The organism is Mesorhizobium subarcticum, assembly GCF_055456085.1.
Genome location: NZ_CM144237.1, coordinates 3,145,051 through 3,164,604, shown reverse-complemented (window position 1 = coordinate 3,164,604; position 19,554 = coordinate 3,145,051). Strand labels below are relative to the sequence as shown.

General features: G+C 63.4%; 18 protein-coding genes. 10 read left to right on the top strand and 8 right to left on the bottom strand.

Annotation, left to right across the window (positions count from 1 at the left end; translation table 11 throughout):
* The 7 genes from ACZYHG_RS15375 to ACZYHG_RS15345 all read right to left on the bottom strand — a co-directional run bounded on the left by ACZYHG_RS15375 (nucleotide 1) and on the right by ACZYHG_RS15345 (nucleotide 7,429).
* Nucleotides 1-216: a hypothetical protein gene (locus ACZYHG_RS15375; protein WP_464614515.1), complete on the bottom strand. Its 216-nt coding sequence runs from the start codon at nucleotides 214-216 to the stop codon at nucleotides 1-3.
* 69 nt (nucleotides 217-285) lie between these two features.
* Nucleotides 286-1,803 (bottom strand): carboxypeptidase M32, encoded by a 1,518-nt coding sequence (locus ACZYHG_RS15370; RefSeq protein WP_464614514.1) that lies wholly within the window; start codon nucleotides 1,801-1,803, stop codon nucleotides 286-288.
* 42 nt (nucleotides 1,804-1,845) lie between these two features.
* Nucleotides 1,846-2,865 (bottom strand): ABC transporter ATP-binding protein, encoded by a 1,020-nt coding sequence (locus ACZYHG_RS15365; RefSeq protein WP_464614513.1) that lies wholly within the window; start codon nucleotides 2,863-2,865, stop codon nucleotides 1,846-1,848.
* Entirely contained in the window at nucleotides 2,865-3,881 is a 1,017-nt protein-coding gene (locus ACZYHG_RS15360; RefSeq protein WP_464614512.1) for an ABC transporter ATP-binding protein, read from the bottom strand. The genes ACZYHG_RS15365 and ACZYHG_RS15360 overlap by 1 nt, the downstream gene beginning before the upstream one ends.
* Entirely contained in the window at nucleotides 3,878-4,726 is an 849-nt protein-coding gene (locus ACZYHG_RS15355; RefSeq protein ID WP_464614511.1) for an ABC transporter permease, read from the bottom strand. Before ACZYHG_RS15355 ends, ACZYHG_RS15360 begins: the two co-directional genes overlap by 4 nt.
* The gene (locus ACZYHG_RS15350; RefSeq protein ID WP_464614510.1) at nucleotides 4,723-5,661 is read right to left on the bottom strand and encodes an ABC transporter permease; all 939 of its coding nucleotides are present in this window, start codon (nucleotides 5,659-5,661) and stop codon (nucleotides 4,723-4,725) included. The genes ACZYHG_RS15355 and ACZYHG_RS15350 overlap by 4 nt, the downstream gene beginning before the upstream one ends.
* 190 nt (nucleotides 5,662-5,851) lie before the next feature.
* Nucleotides 5,852-7,429, bottom strand: coding sequence for an ABC transporter substrate-binding protein (locus tag ACZYHG_RS15345; RefSeq protein ID WP_464614509.1), 1,578 nt, complete (start codon nucleotides 7,427-7,429; stop codon nucleotides 5,852-5,854).
* Nucleotides 7,430-7,616: 187 nt separating this feature from the next.
* Here ACZYHG_RS15345 and ACZYHG_RS15340 point away from each other — a divergent pair, with 187 nt between their 5' ends.
* The 10 genes from ACZYHG_RS15340 to fabG all read left to right on the top strand — a co-directional run bounded on the left by ACZYHG_RS15340 (nucleotide 7,617) and on the right by fabG (nucleotide 18,490).
* The gene (locus tag ACZYHG_RS15340; RefSeq protein ID WP_464614508.1) at nucleotides 7,617-8,591 is read left to right on the top strand and encodes a GntR family transcriptional regulator; all 975 of its coding nucleotides are present in this window, start codon (nucleotides 7,617-7,619) and stop codon (nucleotides 8,589-8,591) included.
* Nucleotides 8,588-9,289 (top strand): creatininase family protein, encoded by a 702-nt coding sequence (locus ACZYHG_RS15335; RefSeq protein WP_027030433.1) that lies wholly within the window; start codon nucleotides 8,588-8,590, stop codon nucleotides 9,287-9,289. The genes ACZYHG_RS15340 and ACZYHG_RS15335 overlap by 4 nt, the downstream gene beginning before the upstream one ends.
* On the top strand, nucleotides 9,286-10,332 hold the full coding sequence (locus ACZYHG_RS15330; protein WP_464614507.1) for a ketopantoate reductase family protein: 1,047 nt from the start codon (nucleotides 9,286-9,288) through the stop codon (nucleotides 10,330-10,332). Before ACZYHG_RS15335 ends, ACZYHG_RS15330 begins: the two co-directional genes overlap by 4 nt.
* Nucleotides 10,329-11,087 carry an SDR family NAD(P)-dependent oxidoreductase gene (locus tag ACZYHG_RS15325; protein ID WP_464614506.1) on the top strand — a complete coding sequence of 253 codons (759 nt, stop codon included), beginning with the start codon at nucleotides 10,329-10,331 and terminating at the stop codon, nucleotides 11,085-11,087. The genes ACZYHG_RS15330 and ACZYHG_RS15325 overlap by 4 nt, the downstream gene beginning before the upstream one ends.
* Complete coding sequence (locus tag ACZYHG_RS15320; RefSeq protein WP_464614505.1) at nucleotides 11,084-12,469, top strand: dipeptidase; 1,386 nt, start codon at nucleotides 11,084-11,086, stop codon at nucleotides 12,467-12,469. Before ACZYHG_RS15325 ends, ACZYHG_RS15320 begins: the two co-directional genes overlap by 4 nt.
* 134 nt (nucleotides 12,470-12,603) lie before the next feature.
* Entirely contained in the window at nucleotides 12,604-14,874 is a 2,271-nt protein-coding gene (locus ACZYHG_RS15315) for a propanediol/glycerol family dehydratase large subunit (RefSeq protein WP_464614504.1), read from the top strand.
* Nucleotides 14,871-15,290: a diol dehydratase small subunit gene (locus tag ACZYHG_RS15310; protein WP_464614503.1), complete on the top strand. Its 420-nt coding sequence runs from the start codon at nucleotides 14,871-14,873 to the stop codon at nucleotides 15,288-15,290. Before ACZYHG_RS15315 ends, ACZYHG_RS15310 begins: the two co-directional genes overlap by 4 nt.
* Before the next feature lie 28 nt (nucleotides 15,291-15,318).
* Nucleotides 15,319-16,017 carry a cysteine hydrolase family protein gene (locus ACZYHG_RS15305; protein WP_464614502.1) on the top strand — a complete coding sequence of 233 codons (699 nt, stop codon included), beginning with the start codon at nucleotides 15,319-15,321 and terminating at the stop codon, nucleotides 16,015-16,017.
* 98 nt (nucleotides 16,018-16,115) lie between these two features.
* Nucleotides 16,116-17,642, top strand: coding sequence for an APC family permease (locus tag ACZYHG_RS15300; protein WP_464614501.1), 1,527 nt, complete (start codon nucleotides 16,116-16,118; stop codon nucleotides 17,640-17,642).
* Nucleotides 17,643-17,725: 83 nt separating this feature from the next.
* On the top strand, nucleotides 17,726-18,490 hold the full coding sequence (gene fabG / locus ACZYHG_RS15295) for a 3-oxoacyl-ACP reductase FabG (RefSeq protein ID WP_464614500.1): 765 nt from the start codon (nucleotides 17,726-17,728) through the stop codon (nucleotides 18,488-18,490).
* A 13-nt stretch (nucleotides 18,491-18,503) separates the two neighbouring features.
* Here the strand turns inward: fabG and ACZYHG_RS15290 are convergent, their stop codons facing one another.
* The gene (locus ACZYHG_RS15290; RefSeq protein ID WP_464614499.1) at nucleotides 18,504-19,514 is read right to left on the bottom strand and encodes a phosphotransferase enzyme family protein; all 1,011 of its coding nucleotides are present in this window, start codon (nucleotides 19,512-19,514) and stop codon (nucleotides 18,504-18,506) included.
* Nucleotides 19,515-19,554 lie beyond the last annotated feature (40 nt).

The following is a 19,554-nucleotide window of genomic DNA, read 5'->3' as shown; positions in this document are numbered from 1 at the left end:
TCAGGCAAAGGCCGCGAAAAGTACCCATTGCGGCAAGACAGGCAGACCATTCCAGTCGCAGCGGCCGGACAGATAGCGCCTGGGCTTGCGCCGAAGGCAGGTCAGCAGCGGCTCGACCACGCCTGAATGAGGATGCAGATAATGGTGGGCGTAAATAATGGTAGGCCCGGAGGATGTACGAAAACCATTGATTTTGTTGGGTTTTTCGTGGGCCAAGGTCAGAATTCTTCCCGTATGGTTCCGCACAGACTGCCTATCATTGACGACACAAGCTCCAGACAGGCGCTATGCGTGAAGCTCGGCCACCTTGCGACGGAGATCGTCAATATAGTCGTCGGTCCCTAGCACCTTGCCGGTTGCGGCCTTCAGGATTTCGGCTGGCGTCAGCGAGCGGCCGTGACGATGCACCTTGTCCGCCAGCCACGTCCTCAGCGGCGCATAGTCGCCGGTCTCGAGCCCGCGCTCAATCCCAGGCACCTTGGTCGCCGCCTTGAAGAGCTGGGAGGACATGACGTTGCCCATCGTGTAGGTCGGGAAGGATCCGATCATGCCCGCCGACCAATGGACATCCTGCAAGACGCCCAGCGTGTCGGTCGGCACGTCAAGGCCAAGATAGCCGCGGATCTTGTCCGCCCAGATCGCTGGAAGGTCAGCGATGCGCAGGCTGCCGTCCATCAATCCGGCCTCGATCTCCGAACGCAGGATGATGTGCAAGTCGTAGGTGAGTTCGTCGGCCTCCACCCGGATCAGGCTAGGACGGGGCGCATTCACCGCGCGCCAGAAGTCGGCGACCGAGACGTCGGCGAGTTGGTCGGGAAACTCGGCTTGCAATGCCCCGAAATTCTGCTCCCAGAAGCGGCGGGAGCGGCCGATGCGGTTCTCCCACAGGCGGGACTGCGATTCATGCATGCCGAAGCTGGTGCCGCCGACCGCGTAGAGATTGACGAGGTCGGTCGTGAAGATCGAACGGGTGAATGCGGGCGAAACGCCCTGCTCGTAGATGCCGTGGCCAGCTTCGTGCCAGACAGCGAAGAGGCCGCCTGGCAGCCAGTTCTCACGGAAGCGGCCAGTGATGCGTACGTCGCTACGCGTGAAGGAAATCTCGAAAGGATGAACCGTGTCGTCAAGCCGGCCGCGCTCGAAGTCGTACCCCATGCGGGCGGCCACTGCCTTGGAGAAGGCTTTCTGCCTTTCGATTGGATAGGTGCGCTTCAGGACATCGATGCGCGCAGGCGGCGCTTGCAGCGCAGCCTGAAGCAGCGGTCCGATCGCCAATTTCAGTTCAGCATACAAATCTTTGAGCTGCGCCCAGCCTATCTCGGGCTCGAAGGTGCTGCACGCCGCATCGTAGGGATGGTCGACATAGCCGATATGCTCGCAGATCTCGCGCTGCAGCGCGACGGTTCGCTCAAGCACCGGCGCGAAGGCGGCGAAATCGTTCTCGGCACGCGCCTTGATCCATACCGCCTGGCCCTCGGTCCGCCGCTCTGCTGCTTCCTGGACCAGCCGTGCCGGGATGCGGCCGAGTGTGGCGATCGCGCCCGTCGCGTCATCGAGCGCACGCCTTCGAAGCTGCTCGTCGGGCATTCCCGAGAGTTCCAGGCGCGCGGCATCGAGCGCCTTGTGCATAGTATCGCCAGTAGCGATTTCGCGTGCGACCGTCGCCAGCGTGCCTAATTGCTTGCCGCGCGCCTCGGCCGCAGCCGAGGGCATCATGGTACGCGAATCCCAGACAAGCACGTTCACCGCGCACAATATGTCGTTGACCTTGGCGACCTCGGCTTCGAATGCGGCGTAGCTCATCGGCGTCTCTTGGCCATTTGGGAAATTCAGTTCTTCAGCAGCTCATTGTGCAGCGATTGTCGCGGGCGTCGGTTTGCCGAAGTCAGTCAGGTGACAGGCGGCAAAGTGGGCCGGCCCCCGGTTGGACAGGTCCGGCCGCTCGGCAAAGCAACGCTCGAACGCGAACGGGCATCGCGTGTTGAACAGGCAGCCGGTCGGCAGGTCAAGCGGATTGGGAAGTTCACCGCGTGCCGCCGCCACCCGCGTTCGCCGCGCCGGATCGAGTTCGGGCGCGGCATCGAGCAGCGCCTTCGAATAGGGGTGGCGGGGTGTTGCAAACAGCGCTTCCGTTGGGCCGGTCTCGACCACCTTGCCCAGGTACATCACCGCGACGCGGTGTGAGATGTGGCGCACCAGTCTGAGGTCATGGGCGACGAAGACGACGGTAAGCTTCAGCCGCTCCTGGAGGTCCAGCAGAAGGTTGATGACCTGCGCCTGCACCGAGACGTCGAGCGCGGAGACCAGTTCGTCGGCGACCAGCACCTCCGGCTCGACGGCAAGAGCGCGTGCGATACCGATGCGCTGGCGCTGGCCGCCGGAGAACTCATGCGGATAGCGGTCGGCGGCGTCCGCCGGGAGGCGAACAAGGCCCAGCAGCTCGGTGATACGCGCCGGGATATCGGCCTTTGGCCGCATCGCATGCACGCTCAGCGCTTCGGACAGAACCTGTCGCACCGACATGCGCGGATTGAGCGAGGAGTAGGGATCCTGAAAGATCATCTGGACACGGCGGTTGAAGGCGCGCCGTTCCGCCTGAGGCAGCAGACCGATATCGTTGCCGTCGAAACGCACCAGTCCTTCGTCCGGCTCCAGGAGCCGCACGAGACAACGCGCCAGTGTGGATTTTCCGCAGCCGGATTCGCCAACGATGCCGAGCGTTTCGCCGCGATGCACCTCCAGGTCGACATTGTTCAACGCATGGACAGCGGCAGGCGGTCTGCCGGTGAGTATGTCGGACACGGTGCGGGGAAAGCGAAACCGCTTGGAGACGCCTTCGACGGAGATCAGCGGCATGTCCCGCATCAGGCCGCCTCCACCATCGCGGCCACTTTCCGATGGTGGAAGCAGGCGACCTCCCTGCCGGTGGCGAAGCTTTCGAGCGGCGGCCGCTCGGCGCGGCAGCGGTCCGTGGCGAAGGAACAGCGCGGATGAAAGGCGCAGCCGTCCGGCAAATCGATCAGGCCCGGTGGCGTACCCTCGATCGATAAAAGCATGCTGCGCTCGCCGCCGATGCGCGGCACGGAACCAAGCAGCCCGCGCGTATAGGGATGGTGTGGCTCGGCGAACACCCGCGCCACCGTGCCGGTCTCGACGATGCGCCCGGCATACATCACCGCCATGCGGTCGCAGGTCGCCGCGACGACGCCGAGATCGTGGGTGACGAACACCACGCTCATGCCGAAACGGTCGCGCAGGTCGAGGATAAGCTTGAGGATCTGGTCCTGGATGGTCACGTCGAGCGCCGTCGTCGGCTCGTCGGCGAGCAGCAGTTTCGGCGAATTGGCCAGCGCAATCGCGATCATCACCCGCTGGCGCATGCCGCCGGAGAACTGGTGCGGGTATTCGTCGAGCCGCCGCTCGGCGGCTGGAATGCCGACGATGTTCATCAGTTCCAGCGCGCGTTGACGGCGGGCACGGCGGTCCAGGGTGGTATGGGCGCTGAGATTTTCCTCGATCTGCAGGCGGACCGGCAGCACGGGGTTGAGCGCCGTCATCGGCTCTTGAAAAATCATCGCGATTTCGGCGCCGCGCACCTTGCGAAGGTCCGCTTCGCTCATCGCCATCAGGTCGCGGCCCTGCCATTCCACCTGACCGCTGACCTTGCCCGGTTCGCGCACCAGCCGCACGATCGAGCGCAGTGTCATGCTCTTGCCCGATCCGGACTCGCCGACCAGGCCGACGATCTCGCCCGGCGCGACATCGAGATTGATGCCATCAACGACGGTGGCCAGGCCTCGTGGCGTGGCGAAGGTGGTGGTGAGGCCGCGCACCTTGAGACCGGCGCCGGCTGTCTTTGGATCTGGCGACGGCGCCGTCATCGGTTGACCCTTAGAAGATCGGCCAGCGCGTCGCCTGCAAGGCTGAAGCCGAGGCCGGTGATGACGATGGCAATGCCGGGGAATACGGACACCCACCACGCGGTGGTCATGAAATTCTTGCCGTCGGCAATCAGCACACCCCACTCAGCGGCCGGCGGCTGCGCGCCGAGGCCGAGATAGCCGAGGCTGGAGCCGAGCAAGATGGCGAGCGCCATGTCGGTCATCAAATAGACCACCGCCGGCGTTATCGCGTTGGGCAGCAGATGCCGGAAGATGATGCGCATGTGGCCGTAACCCATGCCACGTGCCGCATCGGCGTAGTCGAGCCGGCGCTGGATCTTGACCTCGGCGGAGACCAGCCTTGCGTAGAACACCCAGTCGACGACGCCGACGGCTATATACATGTTGCGGAGGCCGGGGCCGAGCACCGAGACGATGGCGATGACCAGCACGAGGAACGGAAATGTGATGACCGCATCGACGACGCGGCCGAACACCGCCTCCACCCAGCCGCCCACATAGCCGACCATGGCGCCGACGATGGTGCCGAAGAGGAACGGTCCGGTTGTCGCGAACACCCCGATCTGCATGTCGATGCGATAGGCGTGGATGACACGCGAAAGCATGTCGCGGCCGAAATTGTCGGTGCCGAAAGGGTGCGCCCAGCTCGGCCCATGCATGATGGCGTTGTAGTCGAAGGCGGTCGGATCGTAAGGCGCGAAGAGACTTGGAAAGAACGCCATGGCAAGGCTGGCGCCAAGCACGATGACCGCGCCGACCAGCGTGCCCGGCAATGCCCGGCGCCGTTTCGCCGGCAAGGCTATCTGGCCGGCGCCCGCGCTCATCGGACCACCCGTGGGTCGAGCCAGGCCTGGACGATGTCGGTCAGGAGAAAGGTGAACGACACCAGCAGCGCTAGCGCGATCGTCAGCCCCTGGATGACGGGATAGTCGCGGCCATAGATGGCCTCGATCATCAACCGCCCGGCGCCGGGGATGGCGAATACCGTTTCGGTGATGACCGCACCGCCGAGCAACGTGCCGATCGACAGGCCAAACAGCGTAACTGTCGAAATCAGCGCATTGCGCAGGACATGGCGCGTCATGATCACCCGCGCGCGAAGCCCCTTGGCGCGGGCAAAGTCGACATAGTCGGCGCCAACCACCCCGATGATGGCGGCACGCAGATTGCGCATGAGCACGGCAGAAAGGCTGAGCGCCAGCGTCGTGGCGGGAAGAAAGAGATGGTAGAGATCGTCAAGGAAGTTCTGGCCGTAGCCGCCAACCGGAAACCAGCGCAATTTTGCGGCAAACACGGTCAGCAAAACCAGCCCGACATAGAAGACGGGCATCGACAAGCCGATCTGGAAGGTGCCGCGGATGATGGCGTCCGGCGCGCCGCCACGGTTGAGCGCCGCGACAAAGGACAGCGGCACCGCCACCAGCAGCGCGATCAGGGCGGCCATTCCGGTAAGCATCAATGTGACGGGGAGACGGCGCTCGATCAGCTCGACCACCGGCAGCTTCAGGCCGATCGAGTTGCCGAGATCACCGGTGAAGACGGCCTTGGTGAAGTAGAGGAACTGCACCGGGATCGGCCGGTCGAGCCCTAGCTTGGCATTGATACGCTGGACGTCGGCGTCGATGGCGCGGTCGCCGAGCATGGCGCTGGCCGGATCGCCCGGCAAAAGCCGAACGAGGATGAAAGTGACCACCAGGATGAAGGCAATGGTCGGAATTGTCTGCAGAACTCGTCGGAAAATGAAGCCCAACAGTGGCAAGCGGCGATCCAGACCTTGTTGACTAGAGCATGATGCCGAAAAGTGTGAAGCGGTTTTCGGACGACGTCATGCTCTATCTCTTTGACTTAGAGGCGGATTCAGATTTCAGCTCGATTCGACCTGAAATCATCCGGCTCTAGCAGCACGATGGCGGCGAACGCCGTGACGTTCGCCGCCTCAGGCGATCAGCCTACTTCTGCAGCCAGGCGGCACCAAAGATATTGTTGCCGAGTGGGATCTGCACGAAGCCTTGCACCTTCTTGCTCAAGGCGACCGGATAAGGCGTTTCGTAGAGCGGGAGGATCGGTCCGCTGGCGTTGTAGAGGTCCTGCATCTTGGCATACTGATCCGCACGCTTGGCGGCGTCGATCTCTTTTTGTGAAGCTTCGAAAAGCTTGTCGGCCTCGTCGCTCTTCCAGCCACTGTGCAGCGCGCCGATGGTCGGCGAATAGACGAAATACGAAGCGATCTCGTTCGGGTCGGCGATGTCGTCGGTCCACGCCGCCTCGCGCATCGTGAACGTGCCGTCGCGGTATTGCTGGGTGCGGCTCGGATTGTCGACCTGCTGCAGGTCGAGCTTGATGCCGATCTGCCCCCACATCTGCTGCACCGCCGTGGCGATGCCGATCTCGTCCTGGTTGCCGGCAAGCACGAGCAGGCTGGTTTCGAAGCCATTCTCGAAGCCGGCATCCTTCATCAACTGCTTGGCCTTGTCGAGATCGTAGGGATAGAGCGGCTTGTCACCCTTGTGCAGCGGCGTCGCCGAGGACATGAACGAAGTCATCTGTGACCCCACACCATGCGTCACCACCTGGATGATCGCCTCCTTGTTGGTCGCGTAGTTCATCGCCTGGCGGACTTTTTCGTTCGACAGCGGATTGTCCTTGTCGCCGATCTTCGGGCGCACGTTCATGGTGATGTATTCGACGCGGGTCGACGGGTAGAGTTTCATGTCAATGCCGTCGGCCTGCTTCAACTCGTCGACGCGCGCATAGGGGATGAATTCCGCGCCGTCGATCTCGCCCGACTGCAATTTCAGGATGCGGGTGGCATCATCGGGGATGACCTCGAAATCGATGCCGTCGAGATAAGGCAGCGGCTTGCCGTCCTCGCCCTTCGCCCAGTAGTTCTCGTTGCGGGTCAGCTTCATCGACTGGCCGTGGTCCCAGGATTGCAGGACGAACGGACCCGAACTGATCGGATGCGCCGAGAAGCTCTTCGCCTTTTCCTCGTCGGTTGTCCCTTCCGAGGCCTCGAACGCCTTCATCGGCAGGATCGCGGTGTTGAACACGGTGAGTGCGGCGAGGATCGCCGGATCGGTGTTCTTGAGCTTGATGATGACGGTGTGGTCGCCTTCGGTGGTGACGTCCTGGATCGAGCCGACCAGGAAATTCCAGATGCCTTTCTTCGGATCTGCGGCGCGCTTCAGCGACCATTGCACGTCGGCCGGAGTGATCGGCGATCCGTCGGAGAATTTGATGCCATCGCGTAATGTCAGCGTGACTGAGAGCCCGTCGCCGGACACCTTCCACTCCGTCGCCAGGCCCGGCTTCAGGCCCTTGCCGTCGTCGGTGGGCAGGATCAGCGTGTCGTAGAGATTGGACAGGACCCAGATGTCGACGTTTGCATCGTTGAGCACCGGATCGAGAAAGAGGCTGTCCGCATAGCGGCCGTATTTCAGGGTGCCGCCGCGTTCCACCGCAAGCGCGTTGTAGCTGGTTCCAACGAGAAGTACCGCGCTCAGCGCGGCCTTGACGAGCGTGTTCATGACGGCTCCCGTATCTCCAGAGGAATGTTCAAGTGTTATTGTTGGCCATAACGTTTTCACGCAAGGCCTATCGTGTCAACGGGATTGTCCCAAGGAAAGCGGCACTCTGGCGCAACAACGCGCTTGTCACCCAAGAACGACCGGACTAAGCGTTATAGGTGTGTAATACACTTGAATTGGGACCTGAATGGAGTTCTCGGTCGATCGCGATCTGCCAGTTCCCCTGCGCACGCAGTTGCAGGGACTGATCGAATACGGCATCGCCTGCGGCGAATTGGTGCCGGGAGAGCTGCTTCCGTCGGTCAGGGAACTGGCCGAGCGCATCGGCGTGGCCCCAATGACAGTCAGCCAGGTCTATGGCGACCTCAAGGCTTCAGGCATGATCGAAACGCGTCCCGGTTCCGGCACGTTCGTCACCAGCAGCGGGCGTGCGAGGCTGGCCGCCCGTCCGGAGGCGACGGAACTGCACAGGCGGATCGATGCACTGATTGATGCCGGAACCGCCGCCGGAATCCGGCCGGCCGAACTCGTCTCGCTGGTCAGCGCGCGCGCCTTCTATCGCGACAGCATAGGTGTCCGGACCAGGATCGTCATGATCGGACTGTTCACCGACGCCACCGCCAGCTATGCGCGCTTCATCGCCGCGCGCCTCGGAAATGGCGTGACCGTCGAGCCGCTGACGATCTCGGCCATCGAACGTGATCCTGCCGCCCGCGCGCGCGCCAATTCGGCCGATCTCGCCGTCACCTTCGTCAATCGTCAGCGCGAGGTAATGTCGCTGGTCACCAACACCAAGGTGGTGTCGATCAGCTTCATCCCTTCGGAAGAAACGCGGAAGGCGCTGGCCGCGCTGGATTCGCTGGCCCGCGTCGCCGTCATCTCCAGGTTTCCGGACTTCCTGCCGATCATGAAGGCCGGCGTCCAGCGCTTCGCCCCCCATGTCGAGCATCTGACCGGCGCCACGCTTGAAACGCCGAATCTGGAGGACCTGCTCGGCAGGTCCGATGTCGTAGTGTTCGCCAGCGGCTCCGAGGATGTCCTGGCGAAATTACAGGCCGGTGTCACCGCGTTCGAATACCGGCACGCCCCCGACACCGCCGAGATCGAGCGTGTGCTGGTACCGCTGATCAATGCGACGGACGAGGAAAGGAAAGCATCGTGAGAATTTCCGAATGCAACTGGCGGCAGGTCGAGCAGTATCTCGGCAAGGACGACCGTGCGATCCTTCCGCTCGGTAGTACAGAGCAACACGCGCAGCTGTCATTGTCGGTCGATTCGATCCTCTCCGAGCGCGTCGCGGTGGAAGCGGCCGAGCCGCTCGGCATTCCGGTATTTCCGGTCGTGGCCTATGGGCTGACGCCCTATTTCATGGCCTATCCAGGTTCGATCAGCCTACGCACCGAAACCTATATTCGCCTTGTCAGGGACATCCTCGACGGCATGCGCGCACAAGGGTTCCGGCGCATCCTGATCGTCAACGGCCATGGCGGCAACCAGCCGGCCGGCGCGCTGGCAATCGAATGGATGGCCGACAATCCCGATACCGCGATAAAGTTCCACAATTGGTGGGCTGCCCCTGCCACGATGGGCAAGGTGCTGGAGATCGATCCGGTCGCCTCGCACGCCTCCTGGATGGAGAATTTCCCCTGGACCCGGCTGGCCGGCGTGAAACCGCCGACGCAGCAGAAGCCTATGATTGATCTCGCCCGCATGCGTCTCATGTCGCCCAAGGCTGTTCGCGACTATCTCGGCGACGGGAATTTCGGCGGCTATTACGAGCGGCCGGATGAGGACATGCAGGCGATCTGGGACATCGCGGTCAAGGAGACGCGCGATCTGCTCGAAGGGCCATGGTCATGAATGAGACCGGACCGATCCTGATCTGGGGCGCCGGAGCGATCGGCGGCACGCTTGGTGCCGCATTCATCCGCGCCGGCCATGCCGTCACCTTCGTCGACAGCGATGCCGGCCATGTCGACGCGATAAACGCGAATGGCTTGCGTATAGACGGACCGATTTTCCAGGATACCGTCATGGCACCGGCCTTCCTGCCGGCCACCGTCACCGGCCGCTTCGAGCGGATTTTCCTGTGCGTCAAGGCACATCATACGCGCGTTGCCGCCGCAGCGCTGTTGCCTCATCTGGCCGATGGCGGCTGCGTGATATCGGCCCAGAACGGACTGAACGAACTCACCATCGCCGAAATCGTCGGCAACCAGCGCACGGTCGGCTGCTTTGTCAATTTCGGCGCGGATTACCTGGAGCCGGGCGTCGTCCATTACAGCGGCCATGGCGCGGTGGTCATCGGTGAACTCGACGGCAAGCGCACGCCGCGTATCGCGGGGCTTCACCGGCTGATGCAGGATTTCGAGCCGAAGGCGGTGCTCACCGACAATATCTGGGGCTATCTCTGGGGCAAGATGATCTACGGCGCGCTGCTCTTCGCCACGGCGCTGACCGACGATTCCATCGCCGATGTGTTCGCCGACCGCCGCTATCGCCCGGTACTCGCGGCGGTGGGGCTGGAAGTCGGCGCCGTCGCCAAGGCGAATGGCGTCAGCGCAGAGGCATTCGACGGCTTCGACCCCGGCGCTTTCGCCCCCGGCTCATCCACCGCCGCCACCGACCGCTCCTTCGACGAGATGGTCGTGCACAACCGCCGATCGGCGAAGTCTCACACCGGCATCTGGCGCGACCTCGCCATCCGAAAGCGCAAGACGGAAGTCGATGCGCAGATATTCCCGATCGTCGAGATCGGACAGAAGCTCGGCATGCCGACGCCGCTGACGGCGCGTACCGTCGAGATGATCCACGAAATCGAGGACGGCAAACGGCGCCTGGTTCTGAGCAATCTCGATGAACTGGCCGAAGCCATGCCGAGCACTCCGGCAGGCGCCAGATGAACATCGGCTTCGACAGGCGCACCGTCATCGTCACCGGCGCCGCACACGGCTTTGGCCGCGCGATCGCCAAGGCTTTCGCCGAACGCGGCGCGGCGGTTCATATCCTGGATGTCAACGAAGCCGGCCTTGCCGAAACGCGCCAGCTTTGCGGCGAAAACTGCCGCCCGCATGTCGTCGATGTCGGCGACCGCGATGCTGTGCAGGCGGTCGTCGGCGCGATTGAGGCCGATGCGGGTGCGGTGGACATTCTCGTCAACAACGCCGGCGGCGTGCGCGGTCAGGTCGGACGACCGTTGGAAGAAATCTCCCAGGCCGACTGGCAGACGATTTTCGACGTCAATCTCTCGGGCGCCTTCTTTATGACGCAGGCCGTGGCGCCCGGTATGAAGAAGCAGCGCTATGGACGCATCATCAATATCTCCAGCGGCGCCGGGCTCGGCATCAGCCTGACCGGCATCCAGGCCTATGCCAGCGCCAAGGCCGGCCAGATCGGGTTGACGCGGCAGCTCGCGCATGAGCTTGGCCCCTGGAACATCACCGTCAACAATGTCGCGCCGGGTTTCGTGCGTTCCAATCCAACCACCGAGCGGCAATGGGAGGCGATGGGCGAGGAAGGCCAGCAGAAGCTGCTGCAGAATATCGCGATGAAGCGGCTCGGCTCACCCGACGACATTGCCGCGATGGTGATGTTCTTCGCCTCCGATTTCGCCGGCTGGGTCAGCGGCCAGGTGATCAGCGTGGATGGCGGCAAGTGAGCGCCGTCGAGGCCTATCTCGTCGCCCACGCCGACCAAGCCCTGGAAGACTTGAAGGCGTTCTGCCGCATTCCAAGCGTCAGCACCGATCCGGCCTATCGCGACGGCATCCGTTCGGCGGCAGACTTTGTCGCGCAGCGGCTGACGCGGGCCGGATTCCCAACCGTCGAGATCATCGAGACAGATGGCCATCCGGCCGTGTTCGGTGAAATCATCGGCGACGCCGCAGCGCCGACCATCCTCGTCTACGGCCACTACGATGTGCAGCCGCCGGATCCGGTCGAGAAATGGACCACGCCGCCCTTCGAGCCGACGGTCCGCGACGACAGGCTCTATGGGCGCGGCGTTTCCGACGACAAGGGCCCGGTGCTGATCCCGATCCTGGTTGTCGAGGCATTCCTGAAGACGACCGGCCGCTTGCCGCTCAACATCAAGATGCTGGTCGAGGGCGAGGAGGAATCCGGCAGTCCGCATTTCGCGCCGCTGGTCGAAAAAATGCGCCAGCGCCTGGCCTGTGACCTCGTTGTCTCCGCCGATGGCGCCATGTGGCGCGCCGACCGCCCGTCGATGACGGTGGCCAGCCGCGGCATGGTCGCGCTCGACGTGGTGGTGACGGGCGCGGCGAAGGATCTTCATTCCGGTCGCCACGGCGGCAGTGCGCCAAATCCCATTCGCGCGCTCGCCGCCCTGCTGGCCAGCCTGCACGACAGGGACGGCGCCGTCACCGTGCCGGGCTTCACAGAGGGCATCACACCGCCCGACCCCGCCATTCTCGACGCAATCGATACTGCTGCCTTCGACACTGCTGCCTATTTCGCCGGGATCGGCGCTCCGGCACCTGATCCACTGCCTAGCGGCCACGACCTTCTAGTCCGCCAGTGGCTGGTGCCAACGCTCGAGTTCAACGGAATGTTCGGCGGCTATTCGGGACCCGGCACCAAGACGGTCATCCCCTCGTCGGCTGGCGCCAAGATCACCTGTCGCCTCGTCGCCGGTCAGGAGCCCGACAAGGTCGCCGAGGCGATCCGGCGCCACCTTGAGGCACAATTGCCGACTGGCTATTCGCTTGACGTCAAACGCCACGGCCCCGGCACCAAGGCGTTCTCGATCGATCCCGACCTGCCTGCCCTTGCCATCGCAGAAACGCTGCTCGGCGAGATGATGGGAGCGAAATCGTTGCGGGTTGCCATGGGCGCAACGATCCCGATCGGCAGCGTCTTCAAGGAGCACCTTGGCGTCGGTACCATCTTCTTCTCGTTCTCGACCTCCGACGAGGACTACCATGCGCCGAACGAATTCTTCCGGCTGGAGAATTTCAAAATCGGCCAGATCGCCTGGGCACGGCTGTTCCAGCGCCTGGGCTTATCGATGGGCGGAAAGTAACTGAGCTTCGTGCAGCGGCATCGTCTTCCGTGCAGCAAGTACTGGCGTGCAGGCCTTTCGGCGGCGTTCGATCCAGGCCATTGTGTGAAGAGTGAGCATTCACTAGTCTTTCCGTTAGGCTGGGAAATGCACGCATGACGCCGAAACTGAACCGCTGGAAGCGCTTCGCCGACTGGGACGAGCGGCCGTTGCGGCTGGACAAGTTCGCGGCGGAAGACCCGGCCAACGGCTTCTCCGCCTTCTCCAGCCCGGCCGATCCCAAACCTGGCATCGGCATCGCGGGCGGGCGTGTCGTGTCTCTCGATGGGGTGCTCGAACACGACTACGACATGATCGACCGCTTCATTGCCCGCCATCACATCGATCCGGACGTGGCGTCTGAAGCGATGGCGCTGGACTCGGCGACCGTCGCACGCTGGCTGGTCGACATGAACGTGCCGCGCGAAACGCTGGTGCGGCTCGCGCATGGCATGACACCGGCGAAACTCGCCGAGGTCGTGTCGCAGCTCAACGCGCTGGAGATCGCCTTCGCCTACTCAAAGATGCGGGCACGCAAGACGCCGGGCAACCAGGCGCACGTCACCAACGCCAAGGACGACCCGCTCCAGCTCGCCGCCGATGCGGCGACCGCCGTCGCCTTTGGCTTCGACGAGATCGAAACGACGATGCGCGTGTCACGCAACGCCTGGTCCAACGCGGTGGCGTGTGCGGTGGGCGGCGCGGTCGGCCGCTGGGGGACACTGTTCCAGTGCTCCAGCGAGGAAGCGGAGGAGCTGCGCATCGCCATGGCAGGCTTTACCTCCTACGCCGAAACCGTTTCCGTCTACGGCACCGAGAAATCGTTCACCGATGGCGACGACACGCCGTGGTCCAAGGCATTTCTGGCCGCCGCCTATGCCTCGCGCGGCGTCAAGATGCGCTGCACCTCGGGTGCCGGCTCCGAATTGCTGATGGGCTTCCATGAAGCAAAATCGCTGCTTTACCTGGAAGCGCGCTGCCTCTGCCTGCAGCGTGGCATGGGCGTGCAAGGCACGCAAAATGGCGGCATCGACGGAGCGCCCTTGACCGCGACGATACCGGGTGGCGTTCGCGAGCTGATGGCCGAGAACCTCATCGCCGTCTGGCTCGATCTCGAATGCGCGTCGGGCAATGACGCGCGCTCCACCGAATCCGAAATTCGTGTCGGCGCCAAGATCCTTCCCTATCTGATTGCCGGCTCGGACCTGATCTGTTCGGGAATGGGATCGATCCTGAAATACGACAATTCGTTCAACCCATCGCTGATCAACGGCGAGGAATTGGAAGACTATCTGGTGCTGCAGCGCGATTTCGAGGCCGATGGCGGGTTGACGCCACTGCCCGAGTCACGCGCGATCGAGCTGCGCGAGCGGGCGGTGGAGGCGATCGCCGCCGTGTTCGAGGAGCTCGGCCTGTCGACGCCGACCGAGGACATGAAGACCAGCGTGGTTTACGCCTCCGGCTCCGACGATACGCGCAGCCTGATGCCGCGCGACGTGTCGTTCATCAGCGAGGCCATCAAGGAGCGCGGCATCACCGTGATCGATGTGGTCAAGGCGCTGGCCAACCGCGGTTTCCGCGAAGAGGCCGAGAACCTGCTGAACGTGGTGAAGTTGCGCCTATCGGGAGACTATCTCCAGACCTCGGCCATGATCCGCAACGGGCGGATCGTCAGCGCGGTGAACGATCCGAACGACTATCTCGGTCCCGGCTCCGGCTATCGCGTCTCCGAAGAGCGGCGCCTGCAGCTCAACGATATCCGCGACGTGCTGGATCAGAAGGAAGTGCTGCGCTCGGAAGCCCTGCACGAGAAGGACGAGGCAAGGCACATCCGCTATCGCAACCTTGGGCCGCCAGCCAACGGATCGGCGAAGGACGATGTCGTCATCGGCATCAGTCCGGCCTTCGGCTTGAAGCTCTACCGGACGACGGCCGGACATCGGCTTTCCGAAGTGCTTGGCGCGATGCTGGATGCGATCCGCGCGCGTGGGCTCAAGGCGCGCGTCGTTCGCTTTCGCCATACTGCCGATACCTCCTTCCTCGGCCTGTCCGCCGCCCGGCTTGCCGGCAGCGGCATCGGCATCGGCATCCAGGCCAAGGGCACGGCCGTCATCCATCAGCGCGGCCGCCAGCCGCACAACAACCTCGAACTGTTTTCCAATGCGCCGATCACCAAGCTCGAGCACTATCGTGCGCTCGGCGCCAATGCCGCGGCCTATGCGCTGGGCGAAATGCCGGAGCCCATCGTGGTGCCGCAGCGGGGCGAGGCCATGGGGTCGCGCTACCACGCCCGCGTCGCCCTCATCTACGCCATAGAAACCGGGCTGACCGAGGCCGGTGCGGCTCCCGAAGAGGTCGACATCACCCTGACGGGAGCGAAATCGTGAGCCATACGCGCGCCGACTATCCGCTCGCCGAAACCCAGCCCGGCGCCGTGACCGGCAAGCACGGCAAGGCGCTTCCGGAGATCACGCTGGATGCGGTGCTTGCCGGCGACGTGACCATGGAAGACCTTCGCATCACGCCGCAAGCGCTGCAGGCCCAGGCCGACGTGGCGCGCGATGTCGGCCGGCCGACTCTCGCCCTCAACTTCGAACGTGGGTCGGAGTTGGTCGAGGTGCCGCAGGATTTCATCATGCAGGTCTACGAACTGCTGCGCCCCGGCCGCGCCAAGTCCAAGGAAGAATTGCTCGAGGCCGCCGCCACGATGCGCGATACCTACCAGGCCGAACGCATCGCCCGTTTCATCGAGGAGGCCGCCGAGACCTATGCGGCGCGCGGCCTTTTCACCTTCCGCTTTTGAAGGCTTTGGCCGCTTCTGAAAGGACCGCATGGACTGGAAAAACGGATTCCGTTCGCTCTATTACCTCGGCGCGCCCGAGCCGGATGATCCGGTGCTGGTGCCGGCGCAAACGGCCATCCTGGTCATCGACGTTCAGAACACCTACCTGGAACGGCCGGATCGCGCCTCGCTTTCACCGCAGGAACAGCACCGCTACGATCTGTGGACGCCGTTCCACGAGCGCATGCACGGCACGGTCATACCGAACACGGCAAGATTGCTGGAGTTGGCTCGGCAAAATGGCATCGAATGCCTTTTTGCCCGCATCGCCTGCCACACCAGGGACGGGCGCGACCGCTCGCTTTCCCAGAAAATGCCGGGCTGGAACAATCTGCTGCTGCCAAAGAACGACACGCCGTCGCAGCTCGTTGCCGAGCTTCAGCCGGCCGGCGACGAAATCGTCGTGACCAAGACCACCGATTCCGCGCTGACGGGAACAAATCTGCGCCTGATCCTTCACAATCTCGGCATCAGGAATGTCATCTGCTGCGGCATCTTCACGGATCAGTGCGTGTCCTCGACGGTGCGCAGCCTGGCGGATGAGAGCTACGCCGTCATCGTGCTTGAGGACTGCTGCGCGGCGGCGACCGAGGAGCTTCATCGCAAGGAGCTCGAAATCATCAACATGATCTACTGCCACGTGATGTCGAGCGGCGAGCTATGCAAAATCATGGCCTTGGCAAAGTGACGCTGCGTCCGTAGTGTCATGGCTGCACGCGCAGGCCGGGACACATCGGCCGCCACGTGCGGGGACCAAATACCGCTGTCACGAATGGAGAGGGCTTCATGGCCATAGAAACTGCACGCGGGACGATCGACGTCTCGAAGAGTAACAGCATCAATCTTTTGCACTCCAAGGCCGTGGGGCTCGCGGGAGTGCTCTTCCTGGCCGTCACCGGCGCGGCGCCAATGTCGGCGATGCTGGGCAATGTCCCGTTCGCGGCAGGCTACGGCATCGGCAAATACACGCCGGCCGCCTTCCTGATGGCGACGATCGTGCTGACCATCTTCTCGGTCGGCTATGCCGCCATGGCATCGCGCGTCTCGTCCGTCGGCGGCTTTTATTCCTTCATCAGCCAGGGGCTCGGCCGTGAAGTCGGCATGTCGGCGGGCATTGGCTCGCTCGCCTGCTACTCGCTATTCGAGGCCTCGCTCACCGGGCTGTTCGCATTTTTCGGCAATTTGTGGATCTCCCAGCACTTCGGCATCAACGTGCCGTGGATCGTCCTGGCGCTCGCCATGATCGTGGTGATCGCGGCACTCGCCTACCGCGACGTGAAGGTGTCGGCACGGCTGCTCGGGATCGCCCTCATTCTTGAAGTGATCATGCTGGTGATCTTCTCGCTGGGTGTGCTCTTCGCCCATGGCGGGACGAATTTTTCCGGCGATTCGCTCAATGTGTTCAAGGTGTTCACGCCTGTCGCCGAGCAGACCGTCGGAACTGTGGCCATCCCCGCGGGCGCGGCCGCCGTCGGCATCTTCATGGCGTTCTGGTCGTGGGTCGGCTTCGAGATGGCGCCGAATTACGCCGAGGAATCGCGCGATCCGAAGCGCATCATTCCGCAATCGCTGCTGATTTCGGTCATTGGCCTTGGCCTGTTCTACACCTTCGTCAGCTGGTGCGCGGTGGCGGCCTATCCCACCGAGGCCGACATGGTCGCCAAGGCATTCTCCGACGGGGTGAACTTCTTCCTGACACCGGTTCAGAGTTTTGTCGGCGGCTGGGGCTACCAGCTGATGTCGCTTCTCATCCTGACCAGTTCCTTCGCCTGCGGCATGGCCTTCCACAACACCGCGTCCCGCTATTTGTACTCGCTGGCACGCGAAGGCGTCCTGCCCCAGGTGATCGCGGAGACGCATGACCACCACAAGAGCCCCCATAAGGCCTCGGCCCTGCAGTCGGTGCTGGCGGCGATTTGGGTCCTGCTCTACGGCCTGGCCTACGGCTTCGATGATCCATCGGGACAGGCCTGGCTTGGCGTCTATACGCTGTTTGCGGTGCTTGGCACGGGACTGCTGCTGGTGTTGCAGGCCGTTGTATCGCTGGCGATCTACATGTGGTTCAAGAAGAACGGCGGCGGCAGCATGCTGACGACCGTCATTGCGCCGCTGATCTCGCTCGTGGTCCAGCTGGTCCTCGTCTACACGCTGGTGGCCAATCTGGCGACGCTCGGCGGCACCAATGGCTTCGCCAGGAGCATCCCCTATGTCGGGCTTGCGATCCTTATCGTCGGCCTGATCTGGGGCTTCGTGCTGAAGTCCGCCAACCCCCAAGCGTACCAGAACATCGGTCACATGGTGAACGAAGGCTAGGGCGCGTCCATCGCCCTGGAATCCTTTTCGGCAACGGGGACAGAGTATCACTCTGTCCCCGTCTCATTTTGGAGCTTCAACTCATGACCCAGTCTTTGAAGGGTCGGTCCGTCGTCATTACCGGCGGATCGAAAGGCATCGGCAAGGGCATAGCGCGGGTGTTCGCGCTGTCTGGCGCCAAGGTCGCCATCATCGCGCGCCATCTCGACCAGGCTGAAGCCGCGGCCGCCGGGATTGGCCACGGCGCCTTCGGCGTGGTCGGCGACGTCACCTCACTCGCCAGCATCGAGAGCGCGTTTGCTGCAGTGGCCGCGAGAAACGGCGGCATCGACGTGTTGTGCGCCAATGCCGGAATTTTCCCGCAGGCGCGGCTTGAGGACATGACTTCGGAACAATGGGACGAGGTTGTCGACACCAACCTCAAGGGCACCTTCCACGCGGTCAAGGCGGCGGTACCCTATCTCAAGAAATCCGACCAGGGCCGGATCGTGCTGACGTCATCGATCACCGGCCCGGTCACCGGTTTTCCCGGCTGGTCGCACTACGGCGCCACCAAGGCCGGGCAACTCGGCTTCATGCGCACGGCCTGCATCGAGCTGGCGAAATACGGCATTACCGTCAACGCCGTCATGCCGGGCAACATCATCACCGAGGGGCTTGCCGGCCTGGGCGAAGACTATCAGAAGACCATGGCCGCCTCTGTCCCGCTCAAGCGGCTCGGAACCGTGGAGGACATCGGCTACGCTGCGCTCTACTTTGCGTCGAAGGAAGCTGGATACGTGACGGGGCAGACGCTCATCGTCGATGGCGGCCAGATCCTGCCGGAGAGCCTCGAAGCACTGGCGTGATGATGGCAACCGTCTAGGAGAACTTACTCAGATAGGCCTCGCACAGCCCGACAGTTCCTTCGGTGTAGGGCAGGCCCATCGACTTGGCGAGATCCGTCTCCGCATGTGAGCCGATCCACGCAACCAGGAGCAGGCGGCGCAGCATCACGAAGGTCGGGATCTCGTCCTCGTCCGCCTTGGGCAGGTCAAGCACCCGGCGATAGCCGATCGTCCACGACCGGATCAGATCGGCGGCCTGCGGCTCGTGCTCGTAGAAAGAGATCGGCGTCGCCGCGTCGTACATATACCAACCGAAGCCGCAATCGTCGAAGTCGATGACCTTCACTGTCTTGCCGTCGATCAAAAGGTTGGCGAGCCGCAGGTCGCAATGGATGAGGCCGAAGCGGTCATGGCCTTTGCCAAAGGCGTCGAGCCTGCGGCCGATCAGCTCCGCGGTGCGGCCAAAGAGTTTGGCTTTCGCGGTGTCGACACCCATGCCGTCACGCCAGCGCCCCCAATGGGGGTTTTCCTCGCCGAGACTTGTCTCGAAATCCCACACATGGCGGCTGAACCAGGATGGGCGGCTCCATTGCCGGGCGTGGATGTGCATGCGGGCCGTCACCTCGCCAAGCACCTCGAAAGGTTCGGCGAGCGCTTCGCCTATGCCCGGCTCCGAACCGGTCTCCCATTGCGACAGCACGACATTGCGGGGTTGCGCCAGCCTGGCATGGCCGACACGCTGGATCTGCTCGCCGTCCTTGCCCGCGACGGGCACGGGGGTGGGCACAATCCCGGTCTGGCGCAAATCGGTCAGCCAGGCCAGTTCGGACTGGATGGCCGTCCTTGAATGGTAGCCGTCGCGATGGATGCGCAGCGCCCAGCGCCGGCCGTCGCGAGCTGCAATCTTGTAAGTCGCGTTCTCCGACAGGTTGATCATCGCGACGGAAACATCCGCCGGCAGATCGTAGTTGGCGATCGCCGCCTCCGCCGTCTCCTGCAGGATGCCGAGCTGCTGATCATGGGTGAGCGCGTCGAAATCCGTCACTGTCCGCCCTGCCCCATCTCTGTGCCCTTGTCTTCTTGCG

Excerpts from the sequence above, each read along its gene's own strand:
- ACZYHG_RS15305 (WP_464614502.1), top strand. The coding sequence starts at position 15,319 with ATGGACTGGAAAAACGGATTCCGTTCGCTCTATTACCTCGGCGCGCCC.
- ACZYHG_RS15340 (WP_464614508.1), top strand. The coding sequence starts at position 7,617 with ATGGAGTTCTCGGTCGATCGCGATCTGCCAGTTCCCCTGCGCACGCAG.
- ACZYHG_RS15330 (WP_464614507.1), top strand. The coding sequence starts at position 9,286 with ATGAATGAGACCGGACCGATCCTGATCTGGGGCGCCGGAGCGATCGGC.
- ACZYHG_RS15370 (WP_464614514.1), bottom strand. The coding sequence starts at position 1,803 with ATGAGCTACGCCGCATTCGAAGCCGAGGTCGCCAAGGTCAACGACATA.
- ACZYHG_RS15360 (WP_464614512.1), bottom strand. The coding sequence starts at position 3,881 with ATGACGGCGCCGTCGCCAGATCCAAAGACAGCCGGCGCCGGTCTCAAG.
- ACZYHG_RS15345 (WP_464614509.1), bottom strand. The coding sequence starts at position 7,429 with ATGAACACGCTCGTCAAGGCCGCGCTGAGCGCGGTACTTCTCGTTGGA.
- ACZYHG_RS15315 (WP_464614504.1), top strand. The coding sequence starts at position 12,604 with ATGACGCCGAAACTGAACCGCTGGAAGCGCTTCGCCGACTGGGACGAG.
- fabG (WP_464614500.1), top strand. The coding sequence starts at position 17,726 with ATGACCCAGTCTTTGAAGGGTCGGTCCGTCGTCATTACCGGCGGATCG.
- ACZYHG_RS15300 (WP_464614501.1), top strand. The coding sequence starts at position 16,116 with ATGGCCATAGAAACTGCACGCGGGACGATCGACGTCTCGAAGAGTAAC.
- ACZYHG_RS15365 (WP_464614513.1), bottom strand. The coding sequence starts at position 2,865 with ATGCGGGACATGCCGCTGATCTCCGTCGAAGGCGTCTCCAAGCGGTTT.
- ACZYHG_RS15355 (WP_464614511.1), bottom strand. The coding sequence starts at position 4,726 with ATGAGCGCGGGCGCCGGCCAGATAGCCTTGCCGGCGAAACGGCGCCGG.
- ACZYHG_RS15325 (WP_464614506.1), top strand. The coding sequence starts at position 10,329 with ATGAACATCGGCTTCGACAGGCGCACCGTCATCGTCACCGGCGCCGCA.